This is a genomic window from Marinobacterium marisflavi (assembly GCF_982447095.1).
In genome coordinates this window covers 524,055-542,282 of the sequence record NZ_OZ457898.1, presented here as the reverse complement: position 1 = coordinate 542,282, position 18,228 = coordinate 524,055, and the positions used below count along the sequence as shown (strand labels likewise).

The following is an 18,228-nucleotide window of genomic DNA, read 5'->3' as shown; positions in this document are numbered from 1 at the left end:
GGTTGTAGCGATTACATCAGCTTGCTGAGCTTAGCACGGGCATCGTCGCTTACCATACCCATTACCAGGTCAGTTTGCTGAGTCAGCATCCATGCAGCCGCTTCATCAGCAGAAGCGTTGTTCTCTTCCTGCCAAGCCAGCATCTGGCTCAAAACGTCATTTGGAATAGAGAAGTTTTTCGCAAATGCTGCTACCTCTGGCTCACGATCAGCAAGTGAAGTGGTAACGACGTTTAGCACTGGCGCGCTTGGGAAGTCAGACACGCCTACCTTGGCTGGATCCTGATCCTGCACCTGGTTGAGTTTGTGCTGATCAGCATCAACAGCACCGAGGCTTACGCGAGCCATTGGGTATTTACCAAGAATCGCTGTAGGACCCCAGTAGTAGCCGAACCATGGAGCTTTCTCTTCGAACGCCGCTGCGATGGAAGCAGCAAGGTTTGCACCAGAGCCGTGATCGAACACCTCAACGCCTTTGCCACGCATATCGTGGAAGTTTGCCAGATTGTCGTTAACGATACGGCAACCCCAGCCCACTGGGCAGTTATGGAAACGTCCGCCAACCAATTCGGGATTTGCGAGTATACCTTCGAGAGTCAGCAGTTCAGGATGCTTGTCAGCGAGGTACTTAGGTATCCACCAGCCCTCTTCACCGCCATTAGCAAATATGCTGCTCGCCGTAATTGCCTTACCCTGTGCAACTAGATCTGCATAGGCTGGTACTGAGTTCTGCCAAAGCTCAACAACTAGGTCAGGCTCGCCGTTCTCTGCAAGAGAAGTCACAGCAGGTACCGTATCCGTCGGAACGATAGTAGTCTCACAGCCGTAACCTTGATCAAGAACGAAACTAGCGATGGCTGCCAGCGCTTCACCAGAGGCCCAGCCCATAGCACCAATGCTGACTTTACCGCAATCTGCGAAAGCTGCACCTGAAGAGAGACTGACCGCCAGAGCAACGCCAGTGAGTTTGAATTTTTTCATCGTTATTCCCTTTATTGTTATTGTCGCCGCAGCCGGATATTTTTCGGTCCTGACTACACACCTCTCTGAGACTATATCAACCCCTTCGGAGTTTCTAGTTAGCCGTTGGTCGGCGGGACAAAATGTCGCTTATAGGCAAAGGCAGGGCGAATACAGGAAACTTCTCGGTGATCCGGGGTCTGACCCCATTTTTCGCTAATGTAGATGCCACTAATTTAGCCAAAATAGGGGTCTGACCCCAATTAACAAAAAAGCCCGCACAGGGCGGGCTTCTTGAGTCGGGAAATACGCTTCGCGTACATCCCTCCTACACTTTAAAGATATCGATTACTCGATGACCTTAGATACAACACCTGCACCAACGGTACGGCCACCTTCACGGATCGCGAAGCGCAGACCATCTTCCATTGCGATTGGGTTGATCAGCGTAACATCCATTTTGATGTTGTCGCCTGGCATTACCATTTCCACACCTTCTGGCAGCTCTACAGCACCAGTGATGTCAGTTGTACGGAAGTAGAACTGTGGACGGTAGCCTTTGAAGAATGGAGTGTGACGACCACCCTCTTCTTTGCTCAGTACGTATACTTCACCTTCGAAACGAGTGTGTGGCTTGATTGAACCAGGCTTACACAGAACCTGACCACGCTCAACTTCGTCACGCTTAGTACCACGCAGCAGCGCACCAACGTTCTCACCTGCACGACCCTGGTCAAGCAGCTTGCGGAACATTTCAACACCAGTACAAGTCGTCTTGGTAGTGTCTTTGATACCAACGATCTCGATCTCATCACCTACGTTGATGATACCGCGCTCTACACGCCCTGTTACTACAGTACCACGACCAGAGATCGAGAATACGTCCTCGATTGGCATCAGGAACGGCAGGTCAACCAGACGCTGTGGTTCTGGGATGTAAGCATCCAGAGTCTCAACCAGCTTCTTAACAGCAGTTGTACCCATTTCGTTGCCATCTTCGCCGTTCAGTGCCATCAGCGCTGAACCAACAACGATTGGAGTGTCATCACCTGGGAAGTCGTAAGTATCCAGAAGTTCGCGAACTTCCATCTCAACCAGCTCAAGTAGCTCTTCGTCGTCTACCATGTCAGCTTTGTTCAGGAATACAACGATGTACGGTACACCTACCTGACGAGACAGCAGGATGTGCTCACGAGTCTGTGGCATTGGGCCGTCAGCTGCTGAACATACCAGGATAGCGCCGTCCATCTGTGCAGCACCGGTGATCATGTTCTTAACGTAGTCAGCGTGTCCTGGGCAGTCTACGTGTGCGTAGTGACGAGTTGGTGACTCGTATTCAACGTGAGAAGTGTTGATTGTGATACCGCGCTCACGCTCTTCTGGAGCTTTGTCGATACCATCAAATGCTACGGCTGCACCGCCGAATGCTTCTGCACATACGCGAGTCAGCGCTGCAGTCAGAGTAGTTTTACCGTGGTCAACGTGGCCGATTGTACCTACGTTAACGTGTGGTTTGTTACGTTCAAATTGTTGCTTTGCCACGATTTATATCCTCGGTCAAAAACGAAAAAAGGCAGATATATCGCTACATCTACCCTTCTAAATACTGGAGCTCATGGGCGGATTTGAACCGCCGACCTCACCCTTACCAAGGGTGTGCTCTACCCCTGAGCTACATGAGCGAATCTTGCTTGCTTTGCCCTGAAAATCTCCTCCAAACAGTGGAGTGTGAGTCAGAGCTGGAGCGGGTAGCGGGAATCGAACCCGCCTCTTCAGCTTGGAAGGCTGAGGTAATAGCCACTATACCATACCCGCCGAAAGCAGCTGATCAGGATGGTGGTGGGAGATGGATTCGAACCATCGAAGCTTTCGCGTCGGATTTACAATCCGATCCCTTTGGCCACTCGGGAATCCCACCACAACCTCATCGCTAAATGGTGCCGGCACCAAGAGTCGAACTCGGGACCTACTGATTACAAGTCAGTTGCTCTACCAACTGAGCTATACCGGCTCAGCGACGAAGTGGGGCGTATCTTACTGATCGACCCTAGGCCTTGCAACCCCTTCACATAGATTTTTTTCAAATTTTACACCAGGCCAGCTATCGGTGATTAGCTGCTTGATTTCACTGCTTATTTCGTAACCAATTAGGTACGAAGTATGCACCTCAAAATCACCCGAGGCACGCAGCACTGATTTAACGCGCGCCTTATCAGTTATCTGTGCCGGAAGGCCCGCTAACATCTGCCGCGCGACGCTCTCGTCAGTATAGCTTCCCAATACCAGGGCGCCATCTCGCGTCTCTGGCACCCAGCCAGCGCGGGCCAGATCGTCAAGCACCTGAATGCGCGCTTCAGCATCCGCTGGAAGGGGATATTCAACCCGCACACCATCCTCTACCGGTGGCATCGCCTTATATTCAGAAGCGAAACCACGTTCAGCCAATAGCTCAGCCAGGCGGCTCGCTTCAAACTCGCTCGCCAACGGCTGAAAAATACCACATTCACGCGGCCGAGCTTCGAGAGTTTCACCGGGCTGCAACTCAGACGGCAGGCGCAACACCTTCGGCTTAAAATCGGGCTGAGATTTAGACTCGGTAAAGTGATACTTCTGGGCGTACCAGAAGAAGAGCAGCGAGTTTGCTAAAAGAATGAGCAGAAACACCCAACGCAGCATTAAATATTTTCCCTCTTTGCCAGAACCAGGCCATCCATAACTAGCTCAGGTAACAGTTGGTACTCCAACCCCTCGGGTAAGTATTTCACTAGGTGTTGAGCATCGCCCCCGGTTAACACTAGCTTAGATCGTCCACCGACATCTGCCAACTCTGCAAGTAGATCCGGGAGCTGTTGCGCCACACCACGCAACACCAGCTCAGCACCTGAAGCGACACAACTGGCCGTATCGACCCCACCCTGCAAAGCATCGCCTGCGGCCAGATCAAAGCGTACACGTGCAGTCTGCCCAAGCAAGGTGCGCTGCTGCATTTGATAGCCAGCTAATATAGTGCCGCCGAGGTAGTGCCCATCAGCAGAGACACGTTCGATATTTATGGCACTGCCGGCATCAACAACGATGAATGCACACTGCAGTTTTTCCCAGGCGGCCAACATAACTAGCCACCTATCAACGCCCATGCGCTCTGGATGAGCGTAGGCGTTAACGACTCCCGCTGCCTGTTTTGTCACACGGGCAAATTCAGGTGCAACACCGAAGTGCAGCGCAAGACGGTTCGCCAACTGATGATTCACCGAATCGCTAGCAACCGAGCTAATCCAGATTTCATCGATTGCTTGGTGCTGTTCTGCTAACCAGGCTTCGAGCTCAGCCAATAAGAGCTGTCCACCGGAGACTCTCAGCGGATTCACCAAGCGCCACTTAAGGAAGCTGTTACCCAGATCAAACTCTAATCGCATCAGTTGGCCCGCATACTTATCTCACCACCCTGAAATAGCTGCTCGCCGTCAGCCGTTTTCAGTCGTAGCGCACCTGTACGATCCACACCGAGACAGAGACCGTCTATACGCGAGTCACCGAGGATCAACTTAACCGGCCTATTCTGAAACGCGTGTGCCGTTTCCCACTCCTGCTGCAACCCGGCAAATCCAGATTGACCAAACTGCTGGAGCATCTCAATCAGATACTTTGCGACCACTGCTAGTAAATCACTGCGAGTTAAACCCTTTGGCAGTCGCCCTGTAAGATCCGACCAAGGCTGATCAATCTGCAATTGCGCTGACTCTGGCATTGCTACATTCAATCCAACACCGATCACCGCACTGCAATCGCCAGAGAGGTCACCACCCACTTCAATCAAAACACCACCGAGCTTGCGACCGTCCAACAAGAGGTCATTTGGCCACTTCAGCTCGACACCCTCTACATGCAGAGCAGCGAGTGCTCGCTTGAGCGCAACACCCACAGCCAGGCTCAATCCCTCTAGCGATGCAACTCCGCCACTGAACGGCCAACTCAAAGAGAAGTAAAGATTTGCACCGAGCGGGCTGGCCCAAGTACGACCTCGGCGACCACGTCCGCCGCTTTGATACTCGGCAACGAAAAGCGAACGCTGATGTCCCGTTGAACTGGCGCGCTGCGCGCTCAGATTGGTTGATTCGCTGATCACAGATAGATCTAGGAGGTCTAAATGATCGAGTATCCCTAGAGCCTCTAACTGGGCTCTTAGGTGCTCCTCATCCAATAGGTCCATACCACCGGTGATGTGGTACCCGCGGCCACGTACTGAGTTAATCTCAACACCGTAAGCCTGCATCTCGCGTACCTGATTCCACACAGTCGTGCGGCTGACGCCTAGCTGCTCGCAGAGTTGCGCACCACTATGAAAGGATCCATCTGCTAGAAGGCGCAACAGCTGTAGGTTCACGTTCAGCCGTCCGCGCGATCGTAGACCACAAAAGCGTAAGGGTAACGATTCGGTTGATCGCCAGCAGGATAAGACTCGCGACCCAACTCACGCCACTGGGTGTAATCAACTTCCGGGAACCAGGCGTCGCCCTCAGGTTCAGCGTCGACCTCAGTCATGTAGAGGCGATCGACACGCGACAGAGACTGCTCATAGATCTGAGCACCACCGATCACAACCGCCTCGTCAGCACCATCAATCAGGGCCTGCGCTTCACCCAACTCAATCGCCTCATCCAGTGACTTAGCCAACTTCACCCCTTCGGCACTCCAGTTAGGATCGCGAGTGATGACTATATTAGTGCGGCCAGGCAGGGGCTTACCGATAGACTCGTAGGTCTTACGCCCCATAATAATCGGCTTACCCAAGGTCACCTGCTTAAAGTAACGCAGGTCCTCTGGCAGATACCAAGGCAGCCGGTTCTCGTTACCGATTACACGATTCTTCCCTTGCGCAACAATCAGTGCCAAACGCATGTGAGCTCCTTAAACCGAGAAGGGGTATTGAATTGCTGGGTGATACTCGTAACCCTCAATCTCAAAGTCATCCATACTGACCCAGGTCTCAAGGTCCTCGAGCGAGCGAATATCAGGATTAATTTTCAATGTCGGTGGCGTCAACGGCTCGCGCTTGAGCTGAACATCGCGCATCAACTCCAGCTGATCCTCGTAGATATGCGCGTTCACAATCTTATGGTACGCCATACCAGGCTCATGCCCGGTAATCTGCGCCACAATTGCCAGCAAGAAGTAGACCTGCACCATATTGAAGTTCAATCCTAACGGCACATCACAGCTGCGCTGAGTCGAGTTCAGATAGAGCTTACCGCCTAGCAGTGAGAAGTGGTGCGAGTACATGCACGGGCGTAGACACCCCATATGGAAAGCACCCGGGTGATAAAAAGTGAGGATCTCGCCACGATCATCGCGCCCCGCTTTTAGATCATCGATGATTTTCCGTAGCAGATCGACTGAACCGCCATCCGGTTTAGGAAAATTACGTGCAACCTTACCGTAGATAAAGCCACAGTCGTCATCGCCCTTACGATGCGGATTAGCCAACCAGTCGGCGTTATCATTGGCGTTGGCGTCCCAAGTTTTGGTGCCTAGAGCGCGAAAATCGGCCGCATTGTCATAGCCGCGCAGATAACCGATCATCTCAGCGATCGCTGCTTTGTAAAAGCTCTTACGCGTGGTCACTAGTGGGAACTCACCAGCGCCCACATTGTAGGTTAGGTCGGCATTAATAACCGTCAAACAGCGCTTGCCCGTGCGCGCGTTATCAACCCAGACACCCTCGTCAACAATACGCTGACAGAGATCGAGATACTGTCTCATTCGAACATCTTCTCTTAACTAGTTTTATAGCGAGGAGGCTAACAGCTTAGCAATTCAGACTCCACCGCATCAGCTTTTCGCAGTTGGGCGGAAAAGTAAAAAAAGCCCACCCAAAATCATTGGCAGTGAAAGCAACTGCCCCATCGACAGCAGTTCAAACCCAATCAATCCAAGATGCGCATCCGGCTCACGGAAGAACTCCACAAAACTGCGCGCCAAACCGTAACCGAGCAGGAAAAGACCCGCCACGGCACCTGGCTTGCGCGGCTTAACCGAGTAGAACCAGACTAAAGCGAACAGCAAGATACCCTCTAACAGAGCTTCATAGAGCTGCGATGGGTGGCGAGCCAGTTGATCAGCTGCGCGAGGGAAAATCACTCCCCAGCTCTGGTCGGTGGCTCGCCCCCAAAGCTCTCCACCAATAAAGTTACCCATGCGCCCTGCGGCCAGACCGAGGGGCACCAAGGGCGCTACAAAATCTCCAATTTCAAACAGCGATTTCTGTTGTTTGCGAGCGAACCAGGCGATCACTGCAATCACTCCCAGTAAACCACCGTGAAAGGACATACCGCCCTCCCAGATCGCAAAGAGCCAGAGCGGATCGGTAAGGAAATAATCGAAGTGGTAGAAGAGCACGTAGCCCGTGCGACCACCGAGAATAACCCCCATAGCGCCGTAAAAGATCAAATCAGAGAGCTGCTGCTCGGTCCAGCCAGAGTTTGCCTGACGAGCTCGGTAACCGCCTAGCAACCAAGCTGAACCAAAGGCAACCAGGTACATGATGCCGTACCAGTGAATCTGCAGCGGCCCAAGCGCCAGCGCGATCGGATCTATCGCATGCGTCCAAACCATGGCCTAGCCACCCATCAGGTTCAGTACAAGAAAACGCACACCGACAATAAAGAGGAAGAGCGCAAATACTTGCTTTAGGCGTTTCTGCGGTAGGGTGTGCGCCAGCTTGGCGCCCACCTTAGCAAACTGTGAGCTAGCCACAGCAATGCCGGCAAATGCGGGCAAATAAATGTAACCCAAACTGTACTCAGGCATGCCTTGCGCGTCCTGTCCGGCCCAGATGTAGACAAGCGCAGAGACTGCAGCGATTGGCAGACCACAGGCCGCCGAGGTACCCACAGCTTGGCGCATCTCTGTACTGCGTATCGTCAAATAGGGCACCGTCAAAGTGCCGCCACCAATACCGAAAATAGATGAGGCGCAACCGATGCAGGATCCAGCGAAACCCAATTCGCCTGTTTGGGGTGCCTCTGAACCTTGCTTGGGCTTCAGATCCAGTGCCATCTGCACCGAGACACTGAGAACGAAGATACCGAGCAGTAGTTGTAGATTGGGGCCACTAAGTGAGTCAGCGATCAACACCCCGATGATCGCACCCAGGCCGATACCGATAGCCAAGGGCTTAAACAGATCCCAGCGAACACTGCCACGAGAATTGTGAGCTCGAACAGAGGAGATTGAGGTGATCACAATAGTCGCCAGCGAGGTTGCGATTGCGGCGTGTGTAACCACCGCCTCTGGCAGCCCTTGCAACGTGAAACTAAAGATCAAAACCGGCACGATCAACAGACCACCACCGATACCGAATAAACCCGCAGCCACACCGGCCACGGCACCTAGAACCAAATATAAAAGGAGCGCTTCGATCACGCTTTCTCTCCAGGAAGATCGGGACGGGTAAGCTGTGTCAGACCACTCTCCTGTAACGCGGCACGCAGCGCAGCATGGATTTCAGCAGTATCCGACATGCGCATCACGCGCCCGAGAAGTGCTAATGAATCTTTGTAACTGATACTGCGAATCGCCAGTTTAACCTTCGGCAGGTTATTGGAGTTCATCGACAGCACGTCATAGCCCATCGCCATCAACAGCAGGGCACCACCGGGGTCAGAGGCCATCTCACCACAGATGGAGACCTGTTTATTCACTCGCTGGGCTTCTTGCGCAATATGCTGCAGTGCATGCAACACAGACGGATGGTAGGAAGCATAGAGCCCAGCCACTCGAGGATTGTTACGGTCAACCGCAAGTAGATACTGCGTCAGGTCATTAGAGCCGACAGAGATAAAATCAATCAACGTTGCAAACCGACCAATCTGATAGACCGCAGCAGGTACCTCAATCATGATACCGACCGGCGGCTTGCGGATATCGAGACCCTCTTCGCACAATTCACTGTAGGCCTGATCAATCTGCCCCAGCGCCGTCTCAACCTCGTGCACGCTGGTCACCATAGGCAGCATGATCCGCAGGTTGTTGAGGCCTTCAGAGGCGCGCAACATAGCACGCACCTGAACCAGGAAAATCTCAGGGTGATCTAGGGTTACACGAATACCACGCCACCCGAGGAAGGGGTTCTCCTCCTCTATCGGGAAGTATGGCAGCGCCTTATCACCACCGATATCCAGCGTGCGCATGGTTACTGTTCGTGGAGCAAACAACTCTAGCTGGCGACGGTAGGTCTCGGTCTGCTCCTGTTCACTAGGGAAGAAGTCACGAATCATGAATGGAATTTCGGTACGGTAGAGGCCAATTCCCTCCGCGCCGCGCTCCAGCGAACGCTCAACATCAGCCGTCAGGCCCGTATTCACCCAGAGCGGCATGCTGTGACCATCGGTTGTCTCAGCCGGTAACTCCTTTAGCTTATCCAAGCCCGCAGCAATCGCTCTCTCCTCTTTGAGGATATCGCCATAGGCGGAGAGCAGATCATCCTTCGGATCGACAAAAACGCGCCCCGAATAACCATCAACAATAACGTGGCGCCCCTCAATACGCGTGTGAGGTAGGTCCACGACACCCATAATGGTTGGGATACCCATAGAGCGCGCCAAAATAGCGGCGTGCGACGTACCCGAACCGCTGATAGAGATCATACCGGCCAACTGCTCTTCCGGGACCAGACCAAACATCGCTGGAGAGAGTTCGTCAGCAACGAGAATAGTGTTAGCGGGGTACTCCTGCTGCTTAGCCGAGGCCCCCTCTTGCAGACAATTCAGGACACGACGCCCCAGATCTCTAATATCCGCGGCGCGCTCGCGCAGATAGGCATCTTCCATCATCGAGAACTCGCGCACATGTGACTGAATCACATCACGCAGCGCGCCCTGAGCCCAGTTACCCAATTTGATCCGCTCACGAATTTCACTAACTAACGCATTATCATCGAGCATGCGCAGGTAGACTTGGAAGAGTGCCTGCTCTTCGGTACGCAACCGAGTCGCCAGAGTCTCGGCGATCTCACTGATCTCTTCACGTACCGCTGCGATCGCTTTATCAAGAATCTCGAGTTCAGCGTCGATATCTTCGGCGTCTTTATCCGGTACGCTACCCAGATCGGCCGTTAGTGAAACAACACGCACCTCACCGATAGCAACACCCGGACTACCGACAACACCGGTAAAGTGGCGCGCCGGGCGACCGGATTGATCATCCGAGACATTCTTATCGGGGTTAATTGATCCTGTCGCCTCGGCGTGCGCAATAACGCCCGCCAACTGAGCGGAGATCGTTACCATGAACGCCTCTTCCGACTCATCGAAACGACGCACATCGCGCTGCTGTACAACTAGAACCCCGAATACCGTGCGCTGATGGATGATCGGTACACCGAGGAAAGCGTGGTAACGCTCCTCACCGGTAGACTTCAGATAGAGGAACGCAGGGTGAGTCGATGCATCTTCGAGGTTAATCGGCTCAGATCGGGTACCGACCTGGCCAACAATGCCCTCGGTGGGTGAGAGACTTACCTTACCGATTGCATCTTTATTAAGGCCCTCAGTGGCGCGCAAAACATACCGCTGAGTGTTCGTATCGAGCAGATAGATTGAGCAGACCTCAGTCTTCATTGTGTCTCGAATGCGTTCGGCACAGAGCTCTAGCGCCGACTCAAAGTCAGGTGCTGAAGCAACCTCCTGTACGATCTGACGCAAACGGGTCAGTACACTCATCCATCAACTCCCTAAGTTGCGGTCTAAACTGTTTCTATCTTCTTTATTGGACTACTTGGCTTTGATCGCACGAACCAGTCGTGGCGACAGCTCGCGCATCGCTTTGCGGTACACCTCGCGCTTGAACGAGACAACCTGACCCAAGGGGTACCAGTAACTGACCCAGCGCCATCCATCAAACTCTGGCGTATCACAGCAGTCGATTTTTACCGCATCGTCCTGACTCAGCATGCGCAGCATAAACCACTTCTGCTTCTGGCCAATACAGAGCGGGTGCTGATGACGTCGAATCATGCGTTTGGGTAAACGGTAACGCAGCCACCCGCGAGTAACGCCTAGAACCTCCACATCGGTGGGTGATAACCCAACCTCCTCTTGCAGCTCTCGGTACATCGCCTCTTCGGCTGACTCGTCTGTCTTGATCCCGCCCTGGGGGAACTGCCAAGCATCTTGGCCGCAACGACGCGCCCAAAGCACCTGACCCGACGAATTGACCAGAATGATACCGACATTCGGTCTGAACCCATCAGAATCGATCACGTAAGTAATCCTTAACTAAAAATTTTTCTTAACTCCATTGTTTCACATATGAGTGTTTCGGTCATCTGGGGAATTGCAGTAATATTGCGCCCCAAACTCGGCACCGGAGACACTATGGCCCTCGCAATATTTGACTTAGATAATACCCTGCTAAATGGCGACAGCGATCACGCTTGGGGCGAGTTTCTCTGCCGTAAAGGTGTGGTGGATGAGGTGGAGTACCGCGAAGCCAATGATCGCTTTTATCAGCTCTACAAAGAGGGAAAACTCGATATTCTTGAGTTCCTCAGCTTTGCCCTCAAGCCTCTGTCGCAACACTCAAACGAGCAACTAGCAGCTTGGCACGCTGAGTTCATGAGCGATGTCGTGGAGCCAATGATGCTACCCAAAGCCGAAGCGCTACTGCGAAAACACCGTGATGCGGGCGATAAGCTGATGATCATTACCGCCACCAACCGATTCGTCACCGGCCCAATCGCTGCACGCCTCAACGTCCCCGTAATTATCGCCACCGAACCTGAACAGGTCGACGGTAAATATACCGGTCAGGTGACAGATATCCCCTGCTTCCAAGAGGGCAAAGTTGTTCGTTTAAATCGTTGGTTAAAAGAGAACAGCGAATCACTGGATGGGAGTTATTTCTACTCCGATTCAATTAACGACCTGCCGTTGCTGGAGGGCGTCACCCACCCAGTAGCCGTCAACCCAGATGAGCGCCTAACCGCAATCGCGACCGAAAGAAACTGGCCAATGCTCGACCTCCGCGGATAGAAGGTGTCAACATTGTCGTTTCGTGGCGCCGCGCATACCCTCTTTAGACCCTTATTTGCCATGGATAGCAAATACGGAGCGTCACAAGGATGTGCTTGAGCGTGTCTAAAGAGGGTATGCGGGGTGCCTGTACCTAAATAGCAATTTTGGTGGTTTTCAACTTATCGTTAAGCGCGCGAATAACCGCCGAGCGTGTCACCATGCCGACTAGCTTTCCATCTTCACACACCGGATAGGTTTTGGGACGGCTGGTCTGCATCTTCTCAGCTAACGACAGAATCTGCTCATTAGCACCGACAGAGAGAGGATCAGTACGCATGATATCGCCGACTCGAATCAGACTATCGGCATAGTAGCTACCGCTGATCACATACTTTATGCAATCTTGTTCGGAGAGAAATCCGATAAGCACGTGATTCTCGTCCATCACAGGCAGGCCAAGATGGTGCGAACTGGTGATGCGATCAACCGCATCGGAGAGAGATGTCTCTGGACGAAGGGGAACAATTGAAGCGTCCATAACATCGCGAACAAGAATACTTTCCATCGGTACCTCCAGAGTTTTTCGGTTCTTATAAACTCAGTGTGGCACAAGGATGGCGATGTCGCCTCCCAAAACATATAAGAAAGCGACTTCGATCTTTGATCTACAACTACTCAGGCTACTCGCTGGCCAGCAGGCGCATAAAGTAAGCCTTGAGGTACTCGGTTTCAGGAATAGCCGGATGGATTGGATGATCCGCGCCTTGGTAACCCTGAGCAAAAATCTGCCCTTGGCGGTCCAGTTCACGACTGTTCTGGCGCAGCATATCGACCAGACGACTGGTCTCCAGATGCATAGAACAGGAAGCCGACACCAGCACTCCACCCTTATTCAGCAGACGCATCGCGAAGTTATTGATACGCGCGTAAGCACGCTCACCATTGCGAATATCCTTTTTGCGCATGATGAATGCCGGCGGATCTACCACAATCAGATCGAAACGCTCCTTCTCGGCCACCAACGCCTTACAAATATCGAACGCATCACCCTGCAGTGGACGCAGTTTCGCTTCAGCGCCGTTCAGCCGTGCATTCTCTACAGCCACTTCGAGTGCACCAGCGGAGGCGTCAACACAGCTCACCTCTTCAGCACCGGCGGCCAGCGCCTGGATACCCCAGCCACCGACGTAGCTGAATAGGTCAAGAACCCGCTTGCCTTTAACCAGTTGCTGCATGCGAGCGCGGTTTTCGCGGTGATCATAGAACCAGCCGGTCTTCTGGCCGGTCATTAGCGGCGCGAGCAGATCGACTCCATTTTCACGCAGCGGCGCAAGGTCAGGAATATCACCTTGAACCACTTCAACGTAGGTATCGAGACCTTCGGTCGCGCGGAATTTTCCATCGTTACGCAGCAGAATAGCGCAGTGTTTGAACACCTTATTGAGGGCATCAATAATATGGTGTTGAGCGCGCTCCATCCCCGCCGTAGAGATCTGCACCACGAAGATGTCGTAGAAACGGTCGATCACGAGGCCAGGTAGGCCATCTGAGTCACCATAAACTAATCGGTAGCAAGGATCAGGAAAGTTCATCTCACGCAGCGAGAGCGCGATATTGAGGCGGTGAACAATCAACGAGCGATCCAGGGCCTGTTCAGGATCTCGACTATAAACTCGACCACAAATAAGCGTGTTTGGGTTTACGTACGCAGCCGCTCGTGGACGCCCCTGAGAGTCGACAACCTGCACCTGTTCGCCGGGTTCAAAATCCTTTAGCGGCGTCGCTTTTGTATCGACCTCATTGCTGTAGATCCACACATGTCCAGCTCGCAGACGCTTATCGGCACCGGTGCGAAGCACCAGAGGTTTTGCACTCATTGACTCAATCTCTTAAAAAAACAAATCCCCGAACTGCTAATACCAGCGCGAGACTGGGGCAGATCGGGGGATATTTTGAAACAGGATGTACGACGAGATTACTCCTCTTCGCACTGCTCCTGATACTCTTCAGCGCTCAGAAGGTCATCCAACTCAGCCGCATCGCTCAATTTCAGCTTAAAGAACCAGCCATCACCGTAAGGGTCGTTGTTAACGTTCTCAGGCGCATCTTCCAGCTCTTCGTTAACCTCAATAACCGTACCGCTCAACGGTGCGTAGATATCCGAAGCCGCTTTAACCGACTCAACAACACCCGCATCGTCACCTGCGGATACTTCGGCGCCAACATCCGGTGTCTCAACGAAAACGACATCACCGAGCGACTCCTGCGCATAGTCGGTGATACCAATAGTGACTACGCCATCGCCCTCTTCACGAATCCACTCGTGGCTGCTGACATACTTCAGTTCACTAGGTACGTTGCTCATTATCTATTTACCTTATTCGGGGTTAATCAGGATTTGACGATAGTGTAGCGCGCAATCTTGAGCACGACTAGATTTTCAACGGTCGCTTTAACAGCTCGGGTAGATCTGCGCGCAGACCCATCGCATCTAACATTAGATGTTGTTTAACTGGCGCACATTGATCTACGGCACGCATACCGAGACTGCGCACCAACTCCACAATAGCAGGCTGAGGTGTAAAGAGCGTGCGGAAACCTTGCATCACTGCACTCATGCGAAGATTGGTGAGCATTCGGCGACGCTGATAGCGACGCAACACTCGCAAGCTGCCGAGTCCCTCAGAACCGTCGCGCGCTTCAGAGAGTATCTCGACGAGCGCAGCGACATCCTGAAAGCCAAGGTTTACACCCTGGCCCGCAAGCGGGTGAATGGTGTGCGCAGCATCGCCAACTAAGGCGACACCGGCGCAGACGTAATCCTGCGCGTGGCGTTGACGCAACGGCACTAAGGCTCGGTGATGAACCTCGATAACACGCCCCGCACGGGAGTCACTGCCCCGTGTAATCGCCTCGCACAGCAAATTATCATCCAGTCCATACAGTGTTTGCGCATGCTCCGGTGACGTCGACCAAACGAGTGACACAAGGTCATTCGCATCAGACTTGAGCGGCAGCAGCGCCAAAGGACCGTCCTCGGTAAAACGCTGCCAGCAGCAGTGCTGATGCGAACCCTCTAACCGCAGAGTGGCTACGAGTGCATGATGGCCATAATCCCACTCGTGCGTACCCATACCTGCCAAACGGCGCGTCACTGAATTTGCCCCATCCGCACCGACAACCAGAGAGCAGTGGCGCTCAGAGCCATCACTCAGTAGCACTCGCTGACTTGAGCCACTCAACTCGAGCGAGCGAAGCGAAAGCCCAAAACTGCAGTGGACATCGGGGTGCTGGGTTGCTCGTTCTAACAGCGCCGCTACAATCAGACGATTTTCAACAATATGCCCCAGACACGGCTCGTGCAATTCCAACGCATCGAAGCTGATCTCGCCTCGGGTTTCGCCGTCCCAGACATGCATCCGAGTGTAGGCTTCAGCGCGAGTCTGAGAGACCCGCTGCCAAACCTCGAGCTTGCGCAGCAGCGCTTCCGAGGCTAGGGTCAGCGCGCTGACTCGAGCACCAGGAAGATTTGTGCAAAGCTGATCAAACTGCTGTTCAAGTGTATCCAGATCGGGCTGCTGCGGCTCGATCAACTCAACGCTGAAACCCTCATCGGCCAGCGCAAGACCCAAGGCTAAACCGGTCATGCCGGCCCCAACAACTAACAGGTCCACAGTGCGATCAGTCATCTGGGTTCAACCTCGCAGCCGGTGTATCCAATCCCATAGCCGCGCGTGCTAGCAAGGTTCGAGCGGGTGGAATTAGGTCAAGCAATTGCAAGCCCAAAGATCGGCCCAGTCGCACCGCTGGGTTTCTGCTCATAAAAAGCTTTAACGAACTGTCACCAAATCGAATGGTGCGCTGTTGATCAGCTCGTCGCTGCTCAACAAAGGTTTGCAGTGCAGCCAGATCACCCAGCGCCTGCCCCGCTTTTTTACGGGCAATAACTAGCTCAGCCAGTTGCGCCACGCCCCGAATAGCCAGGTTGAAACCTTGACCAGCAATTGGATGTAAGGAGTGAGCGGCATTGCCCAGCACCACCAATCCGGTTCGCGCCTGCTCTTGAGCGAGTATTAGCTTCAGTGGGTAACTAAAACGCTCACCCACTCGTGTCAGTGCTCCGGCTCTAAAGCCAAAAGCTCCCTGCAACTCCTCAAGGAAGGCTGCATCATCCAGCGCCATCACCTGATCGATACGCTCTTCAGACAGTGTCCAGACAAGCCCCATACGTGCCTGCCCATCCGCAGACTCAATCGGTAAAAGCGCAATAGGCCCCTGTTCGGTGAAGCGCTCATAGGCAACACCCTCATGCGGTCTATCCAGCGCAACGTTGGCAACCAGCGCATGCTGATGGTAGTCCTGCTCGCTGTAGTCGATCCCCATAGCCAGACGTAGCTCCGAGCGCCCACCATCGGCCATAACGACTAACGGAGCCGAGAGCGTCTGAGTCACCCCTTCAGATTCAATTATCACTTCAGAGAGCGGCATTGCTGGAGAGATCGATCGGACAGTCGCTGGGCTAAAGAACTCAATCTGCGGCGAATCGACTTGCTGGATATGGCTCATCAACACCTGCCCCATCCAGTGATTCTCGACCACATAACCGAGCGCCGGAACCTGCTCTCGCTCAGCTTGCATCTGTGTCCGGCCAAATTGCCCTTTCGCCGATATTTCTATCTCTTTGATGGGGGTTAGATGTTCAGCGAGTGCCGACCAGACCCCCATAGTCTCTAGCAGCGTACGAGAGCCCGCAGCCAAAGCTGTACTACGCGCGTCGAAACTGGGCTGATACTCTGGGTTCGCGACCGTAGGCAGTGCGTTCTGTTCAATCAGAGCAATCCGCAGTCCTAGCTGCTCGGCAGCGGGTAGCAGCGCCACAACGAGGCTAGCGCCAACCATGCCACCACCGCAGACAATAAGATCAAACTGCTGGAGCTTATCCGGCATTCTGCATCAACGCCTCAATCTCAGAGCGCAGCTTAGGCACCTCAGCGGTCAACACTTTTGAGCCCTGCTCGGTCACTAGCACATCATCTTCAATACGCACGCCGATTCCGCGCCAGCGCTCCTCAACACTGTGATCATCAGGTGCAATATAGATACCCGGCTCGATCGTGGTCACTATACCCGGCGCCAGCTTGCGCCACTCGCCGTCTACACGATAATCACCGACGTCATGCACATCCATGCCGAGCCAGTGACCTATGCGGTGCATGTAGAAGCGACGGAAGGCGCCCGCCTCGATCAACTCATCAAGATCACCTTGCAATAGACCCAACTCGATAAGCCCCTCAGTCAGAATCCGTACTGAAAGCTGATGCAAGGAGTCCCAGCAGGTGCCTGGACGAACTGCCTCAATACAGGCCTCATTTGCCTTGAGCACCAGATCGTAGATCGCCGCCTGCTCGTCGGAGAAGCGACCATTGGCTGGAAATGTTCGAGTAATATCGCTGGCGTAGTTGTCCAATTCACAGCCAGCATCGATCAGAACTAAATCACCGTCGGCGATCGGCTGATCATTTTCAATGTAGTGCAGAATACAGGCGTTAGCGCCGCCCGCAACAATCGGCGTGTAAGCTTGGAACCGAGCCCCCTGAGAACCGCAGTAAGCCTGGATTACACTCTCCAACTGAAATTCATAAATACCGGGTTTACAGGCGATCATTGCCTGACAGTGTGCGGTGGCAGAGATAGTCGCCGCCCGCTGCATCACCTCAATCTCTGCAGCTGATTTGAACAGGCGCATCTCGTGCAACAAGCGGTCCGAGTCTGCCAAGGTTTGTGGTAGCACAGCGCCCGAGCGCACAGAGCGCCCGAGTGTTTCCAGCCAACCTTTGACGCGTGCATCCAGCGCCTTGTCTCGCGCAATCGGATAGAGCAACTGGCTAGCGCCATCAATCATCTTCGGAAGGCGCTCATCAATCTCATCCAGATTGAACGCTTGGTCAGCGCCAAAACGCTCAACACAGCCCTCAGGTCCCGCACGATAACCAGTCCAGATCTCCATATCGGGGTCGCGCGGCGGACAGAAAAGCGTAACCGCCGCCTCTTCCCCTTTAGCCATCACCAGCAGCGCGTCTGGCTCATTAAAACCAGTCAAGTAGTAAAAATTACTCGACTGACGGAAGGGGTACTCAGCATCGTTATTGCGCGTCTTTAGCGACTCAGCGGCGATCACCATGATCGAGCCCTCTGGCATCTTCTCTAGTAACTGCTTACGTCGTTCCCGGTAGTTTTGCTGATCCAGTTTCATCGTC

18 protein-coding genes and 4 tRNA genes are annotated in these 18,228 nt (G+C 53.5%); 1 reads left to right on the top strand and 21 read right to left on the bottom strand.

All coding sequences use genetic code 11. From position 1 onward, the window contains the following. Positions 1-11 precede the first annotated feature (11 nt). The 15 genes from AC1WNR_RS02555 to AC1WNR_RS02485 form a co-directional block, all read right to left on the bottom strand. The gene (locus AC1WNR_RS02555; protein WP_481642974.1) at positions 12-980 is read right to left on the bottom strand and encodes a glycine betaine ABC transporter substrate-binding protein; all 969 of its coding nucleotides are present in this window, start codon (positions 978-980) and stop codon (positions 12-14) included. Between the two features lie 327 nt (positions 981-1,307). Next, the gene (gene tuf / locus AC1WNR_RS02550; RefSeq protein ID WP_481642973.1) at positions 1,308-2,501 is read right to left on the bottom strand and encodes an elongation factor Tu; all 1,194 of its coding nucleotides are present in this window, start codon (positions 2,499-2,501) and stop codon (positions 1,308-1,310) included. Positions 2,502-2,566: 65 nt separating this feature from the next. Then, positions 2,567-2,641 (bottom strand) — tRNA-Thr (locus AC1WNR_RS02545). Positions 2,642-2,699: 58 nt separating this feature from the next. After that, a tRNA-Gly gene (locus AC1WNR_RS02540) sits at positions 2,700-2,774 on the bottom strand. Between the two features lie 19 nt (positions 2,775-2,793). After that, positions 2,794-2,877, bottom strand: a tRNA-Tyr gene (locus tag AC1WNR_RS02535). Positions 2,878-2,894: 17 nt separating this feature from the next. Then, positions 2,895-2,970 (bottom strand) — tRNA-Thr (locus tag AC1WNR_RS02530). Between the two features lie 23 nt (positions 2,971-2,993). Continuing rightward, a complete protein-coding gene (locus tag AC1WNR_RS02525) occupies positions 2,994-3,635 on the bottom strand; it encodes a hypothetical protein (RefSeq protein ID WP_481642972.1) in 642 nt (213 codons plus the stop codon). Further along, positions 3,635-4,375, bottom strand: coding sequence for a type III pantothenate kinase (locus tag AC1WNR_RS02520; protein ID WP_481642971.1), 741 nt, complete (start codon positions 4,373-4,375; stop codon positions 3,635-3,637). The genes AC1WNR_RS02525 and AC1WNR_RS02520 overlap by 1 nt, the downstream gene beginning before the upstream one ends. Continuing rightward, positions 4,375-5,343, bottom strand: a complete 969-nt coding sequence (gene birA, locus AC1WNR_RS02515) for a bifunctional biotin--[acetyl-CoA-carboxylase] ligase/biotin operon repressor BirA (RefSeq protein WP_481642970.1) — start codon at positions 5,341-5,343, stop codon at positions 4,375-4,377. The genes AC1WNR_RS02520 and birA overlap by 1 nt, the downstream gene beginning before the upstream one ends. A gap of 2 nt (positions 5,344-5,345) precedes the next feature. After that, entirely contained in the window at positions 5,346-5,858 is a 513-nt protein-coding gene (locus AC1WNR_RS02510) for a dihydrofolate reductase (protein ID WP_481642969.1), read from the bottom strand. A gap of 9 nt (positions 5,859-5,867) precedes the next feature. Next, on the bottom strand, positions 5,868-6,719 hold the full coding sequence (locus AC1WNR_RS02505; protein WP_481642968.1) for a thymidylate synthase: 852 nt from the start codon (positions 6,717-6,719) through the stop codon (positions 5,868-5,870). Positions 6,720-6,788: 69 nt separating this feature from the next. Further along, complete coding sequence (lgt, locus tag AC1WNR_RS02500; RefSeq protein WP_481642967.1) at positions 6,789-7,571, bottom strand: prolipoprotein diacylglyceryl transferase; 783 nt, start codon at positions 7,569-7,571, stop codon at positions 6,789-6,791. A gap of 3 nt (positions 7,572-7,574) precedes the next feature. Continuing rightward, the gene (locus AC1WNR_RS02495) at positions 7,575-8,381 is read right to left on the bottom strand and encodes a sulfite exporter TauE/SafE family protein (protein ID WP_481642966.1); all 807 of its coding nucleotides are present in this window, start codon (positions 8,379-8,381) and stop codon (positions 7,575-7,577) included. After that, on the bottom strand, positions 8,378-10,678 hold the full coding sequence (gene ptsP / locus AC1WNR_RS02490) for a phosphoenolpyruvate--protein phosphotransferase (protein WP_481642965.1): 2,301 nt from the start codon (positions 10,676-10,678) through the stop codon (positions 8,378-8,380). The genes AC1WNR_RS02495 and ptsP overlap by 4 nt, the downstream gene beginning before the upstream one ends. Before the next feature lie 51 nt (positions 10,679-10,729). Beyond that, positions 10,730-11,218 (bottom strand): RNA pyrophosphohydrolase, encoded by a 489-nt coding sequence (locus AC1WNR_RS02485; RefSeq protein WP_481642964.1) that lies wholly within the window; start codon positions 11,216-11,218, stop codon positions 10,730-10,732. A gap of 114 nt (positions 11,219-11,332) precedes the next feature. On the opposite strand from AC1WNR_RS02485, the gene AC1WNR_RS02480 reads away from it, so the two are divergent. After that, the gene (locus AC1WNR_RS02480; RefSeq protein WP_481642963.1) at positions 11,333-11,989 is read left to right on the top strand and encodes a histidinol-phosphatase; all 657 of its coding nucleotides are present in this window, start codon (positions 11,333-11,335) and stop codon (positions 11,987-11,989) included. 133 nt (positions 11,990-12,122) lie between these two features. On the opposite strand, the gene AC1WNR_RS02475 is transcribed toward AC1WNR_RS02480, so the two are convergent. From AC1WNR_RS02475 to pepP, 6 genes are all read right to left on the bottom strand, one after another. Next, positions 12,123-12,536 (bottom strand): CBS domain-containing protein, encoded by a 414-nt coding sequence (locus tag AC1WNR_RS02475; protein WP_481642962.1) that lies wholly within the window; start codon positions 12,534-12,536, stop codon positions 12,123-12,125. A gap of 115 nt (positions 12,537-12,651) precedes the next feature. Further along, on the bottom strand, positions 12,652-13,848 hold the full coding sequence (locus tag AC1WNR_RS02470; RefSeq protein WP_481642961.1) for a class I SAM-dependent rRNA methyltransferase: 1,197 nt from the start codon (positions 13,846-13,848) through the stop codon (positions 12,652-12,654). A gap of 98 nt (positions 13,849-13,946) precedes the next feature. Then, entirely contained in the window at positions 13,947-14,336 is a 390-nt protein-coding gene (gene gcvH, locus AC1WNR_RS02465; RefSeq protein WP_481642960.1) for a glycine cleavage system protein GcvH, read from the bottom strand. 67 nt (positions 14,337-14,403) lie between these two features. Beyond that, positions 14,404-15,660: a UbiH/UbiF/VisC/COQ6 family ubiquinone biosynthesis hydroxylase gene (locus AC1WNR_RS02460; protein ID WP_481642959.1), complete on the bottom strand. Its 1,257-nt coding sequence runs from the start codon at positions 15,658-15,660 to the stop codon at positions 14,404-14,406. Then, on the bottom strand, positions 15,653-16,918 hold the full coding sequence (ubiH, locus tag AC1WNR_RS02455) for a 2-octaprenyl-6-methoxyphenyl hydroxylase (protein ID WP_481642958.1): 1,266 nt from the start codon (positions 16,916-16,918) through the stop codon (positions 15,653-15,655). The genes AC1WNR_RS02460 and ubiH overlap by 8 nt, the downstream gene beginning before the upstream one ends. Continuing rightward, positions 16,908-18,224, bottom strand: coding sequence for a Xaa-Pro aminopeptidase (gene pepP / locus AC1WNR_RS02450; protein ID WP_481642957.1), 1,317 nt, complete (start codon positions 18,222-18,224; stop codon positions 16,908-16,910). The genes ubiH and pepP overlap by 11 nt, the downstream gene beginning before the upstream one ends. Between the last annotated feature and the right edge of the window lie 4 nt (positions 18,225-18,228).

Coding starts and splice junctions, on each gene's coding strand:
- AC1WNR_RS02555 (WP_481642974.1), bottom strand. CDS start 980: ATGAAAAAATTCAAACTCACTGGCGTTGCTCTGGCGGTCAGTCTCTCT.
- AC1WNR_RS02525 (WP_481642972.1), bottom strand. CDS start 3,635: ATGCTGCGTTGGGTGTTTCTGCTCATTCTTTTAGCAAACTCGCTGCTC.
- AC1WNR_RS02520 (WP_481642971.1), bottom strand. CDS start 4,375: ATGCGATTAGAGTTTGATCTGGGTAACAGCTTCCTTAAGTGGCGCTTG.
- AC1WNR_RS02510 (WP_481642969.1), bottom strand. CDS start 5,858: ATGCGTTTGGCACTGATTGTTGCGCAAGGGAAGAATCGTGTAATCGGT.
- AC1WNR_RS02505 (WP_481642968.1), bottom strand. CDS start 6,719: ATGAGACAGTATCTCGATCTCTGTCAGCGTATTGTTGACGAGGGTGTC.
- lgt (WP_481642967.1), bottom strand. CDS start 7,571: ATGGTTTGGACGCATGCGATAGATCCGATCGCGCTGGCGCTTGGGCCG.
- ptsP (WP_481642965.1), bottom strand. CDS start 10,678: ATGAGTGTACTGACCCGTTTGCGTCAGATCGTACAGGAGGTTGCTTCA.
- AC1WNR_RS02480 (WP_481642963.1), top strand. CDS start 11,333: ATGGCCCTCGCAATATTTGACTTAGATAATACCCTGCTAAATGGCGAC.
- AC1WNR_RS02475 (WP_481642962.1), bottom strand. CDS start 12,536: ATGGAAAGTATTCTTGTTCGCGATGTTATGGACGCTTCAATTGTTCCC.
- AC1WNR_RS02470 (WP_481642961.1), bottom strand. CDS start 13,848: ATGAGTGCAAAACCTCTGGTGCTTCGCACCGGTGCCGATAAGCGTCTG.
- gcvH (WP_481642960.1), bottom strand. CDS start 14,336: ATGAGCAACGTACCTAGTGAACTGAAGTATGTCAGCAGCCACGAGTGG.
- AC1WNR_RS02460 (WP_481642959.1), bottom strand. CDS start 15,660: ATGACTGATCGCACTGTGGACCTGTTAGTTGTTGGGGCCGGCATGACC.
- ubiH (WP_481642958.1), bottom strand. CDS start 16,918: ATGCCGGATAAGCTCCAGCAGTTTGATCTTATTGTCTGCGGTGGTGGC.
- pepP (WP_481642957.1), bottom strand. CDS start 18,224: ATGAAACTGGATCAGCAAAACTACCGGGAACGACGTAAGCAGTTACTA.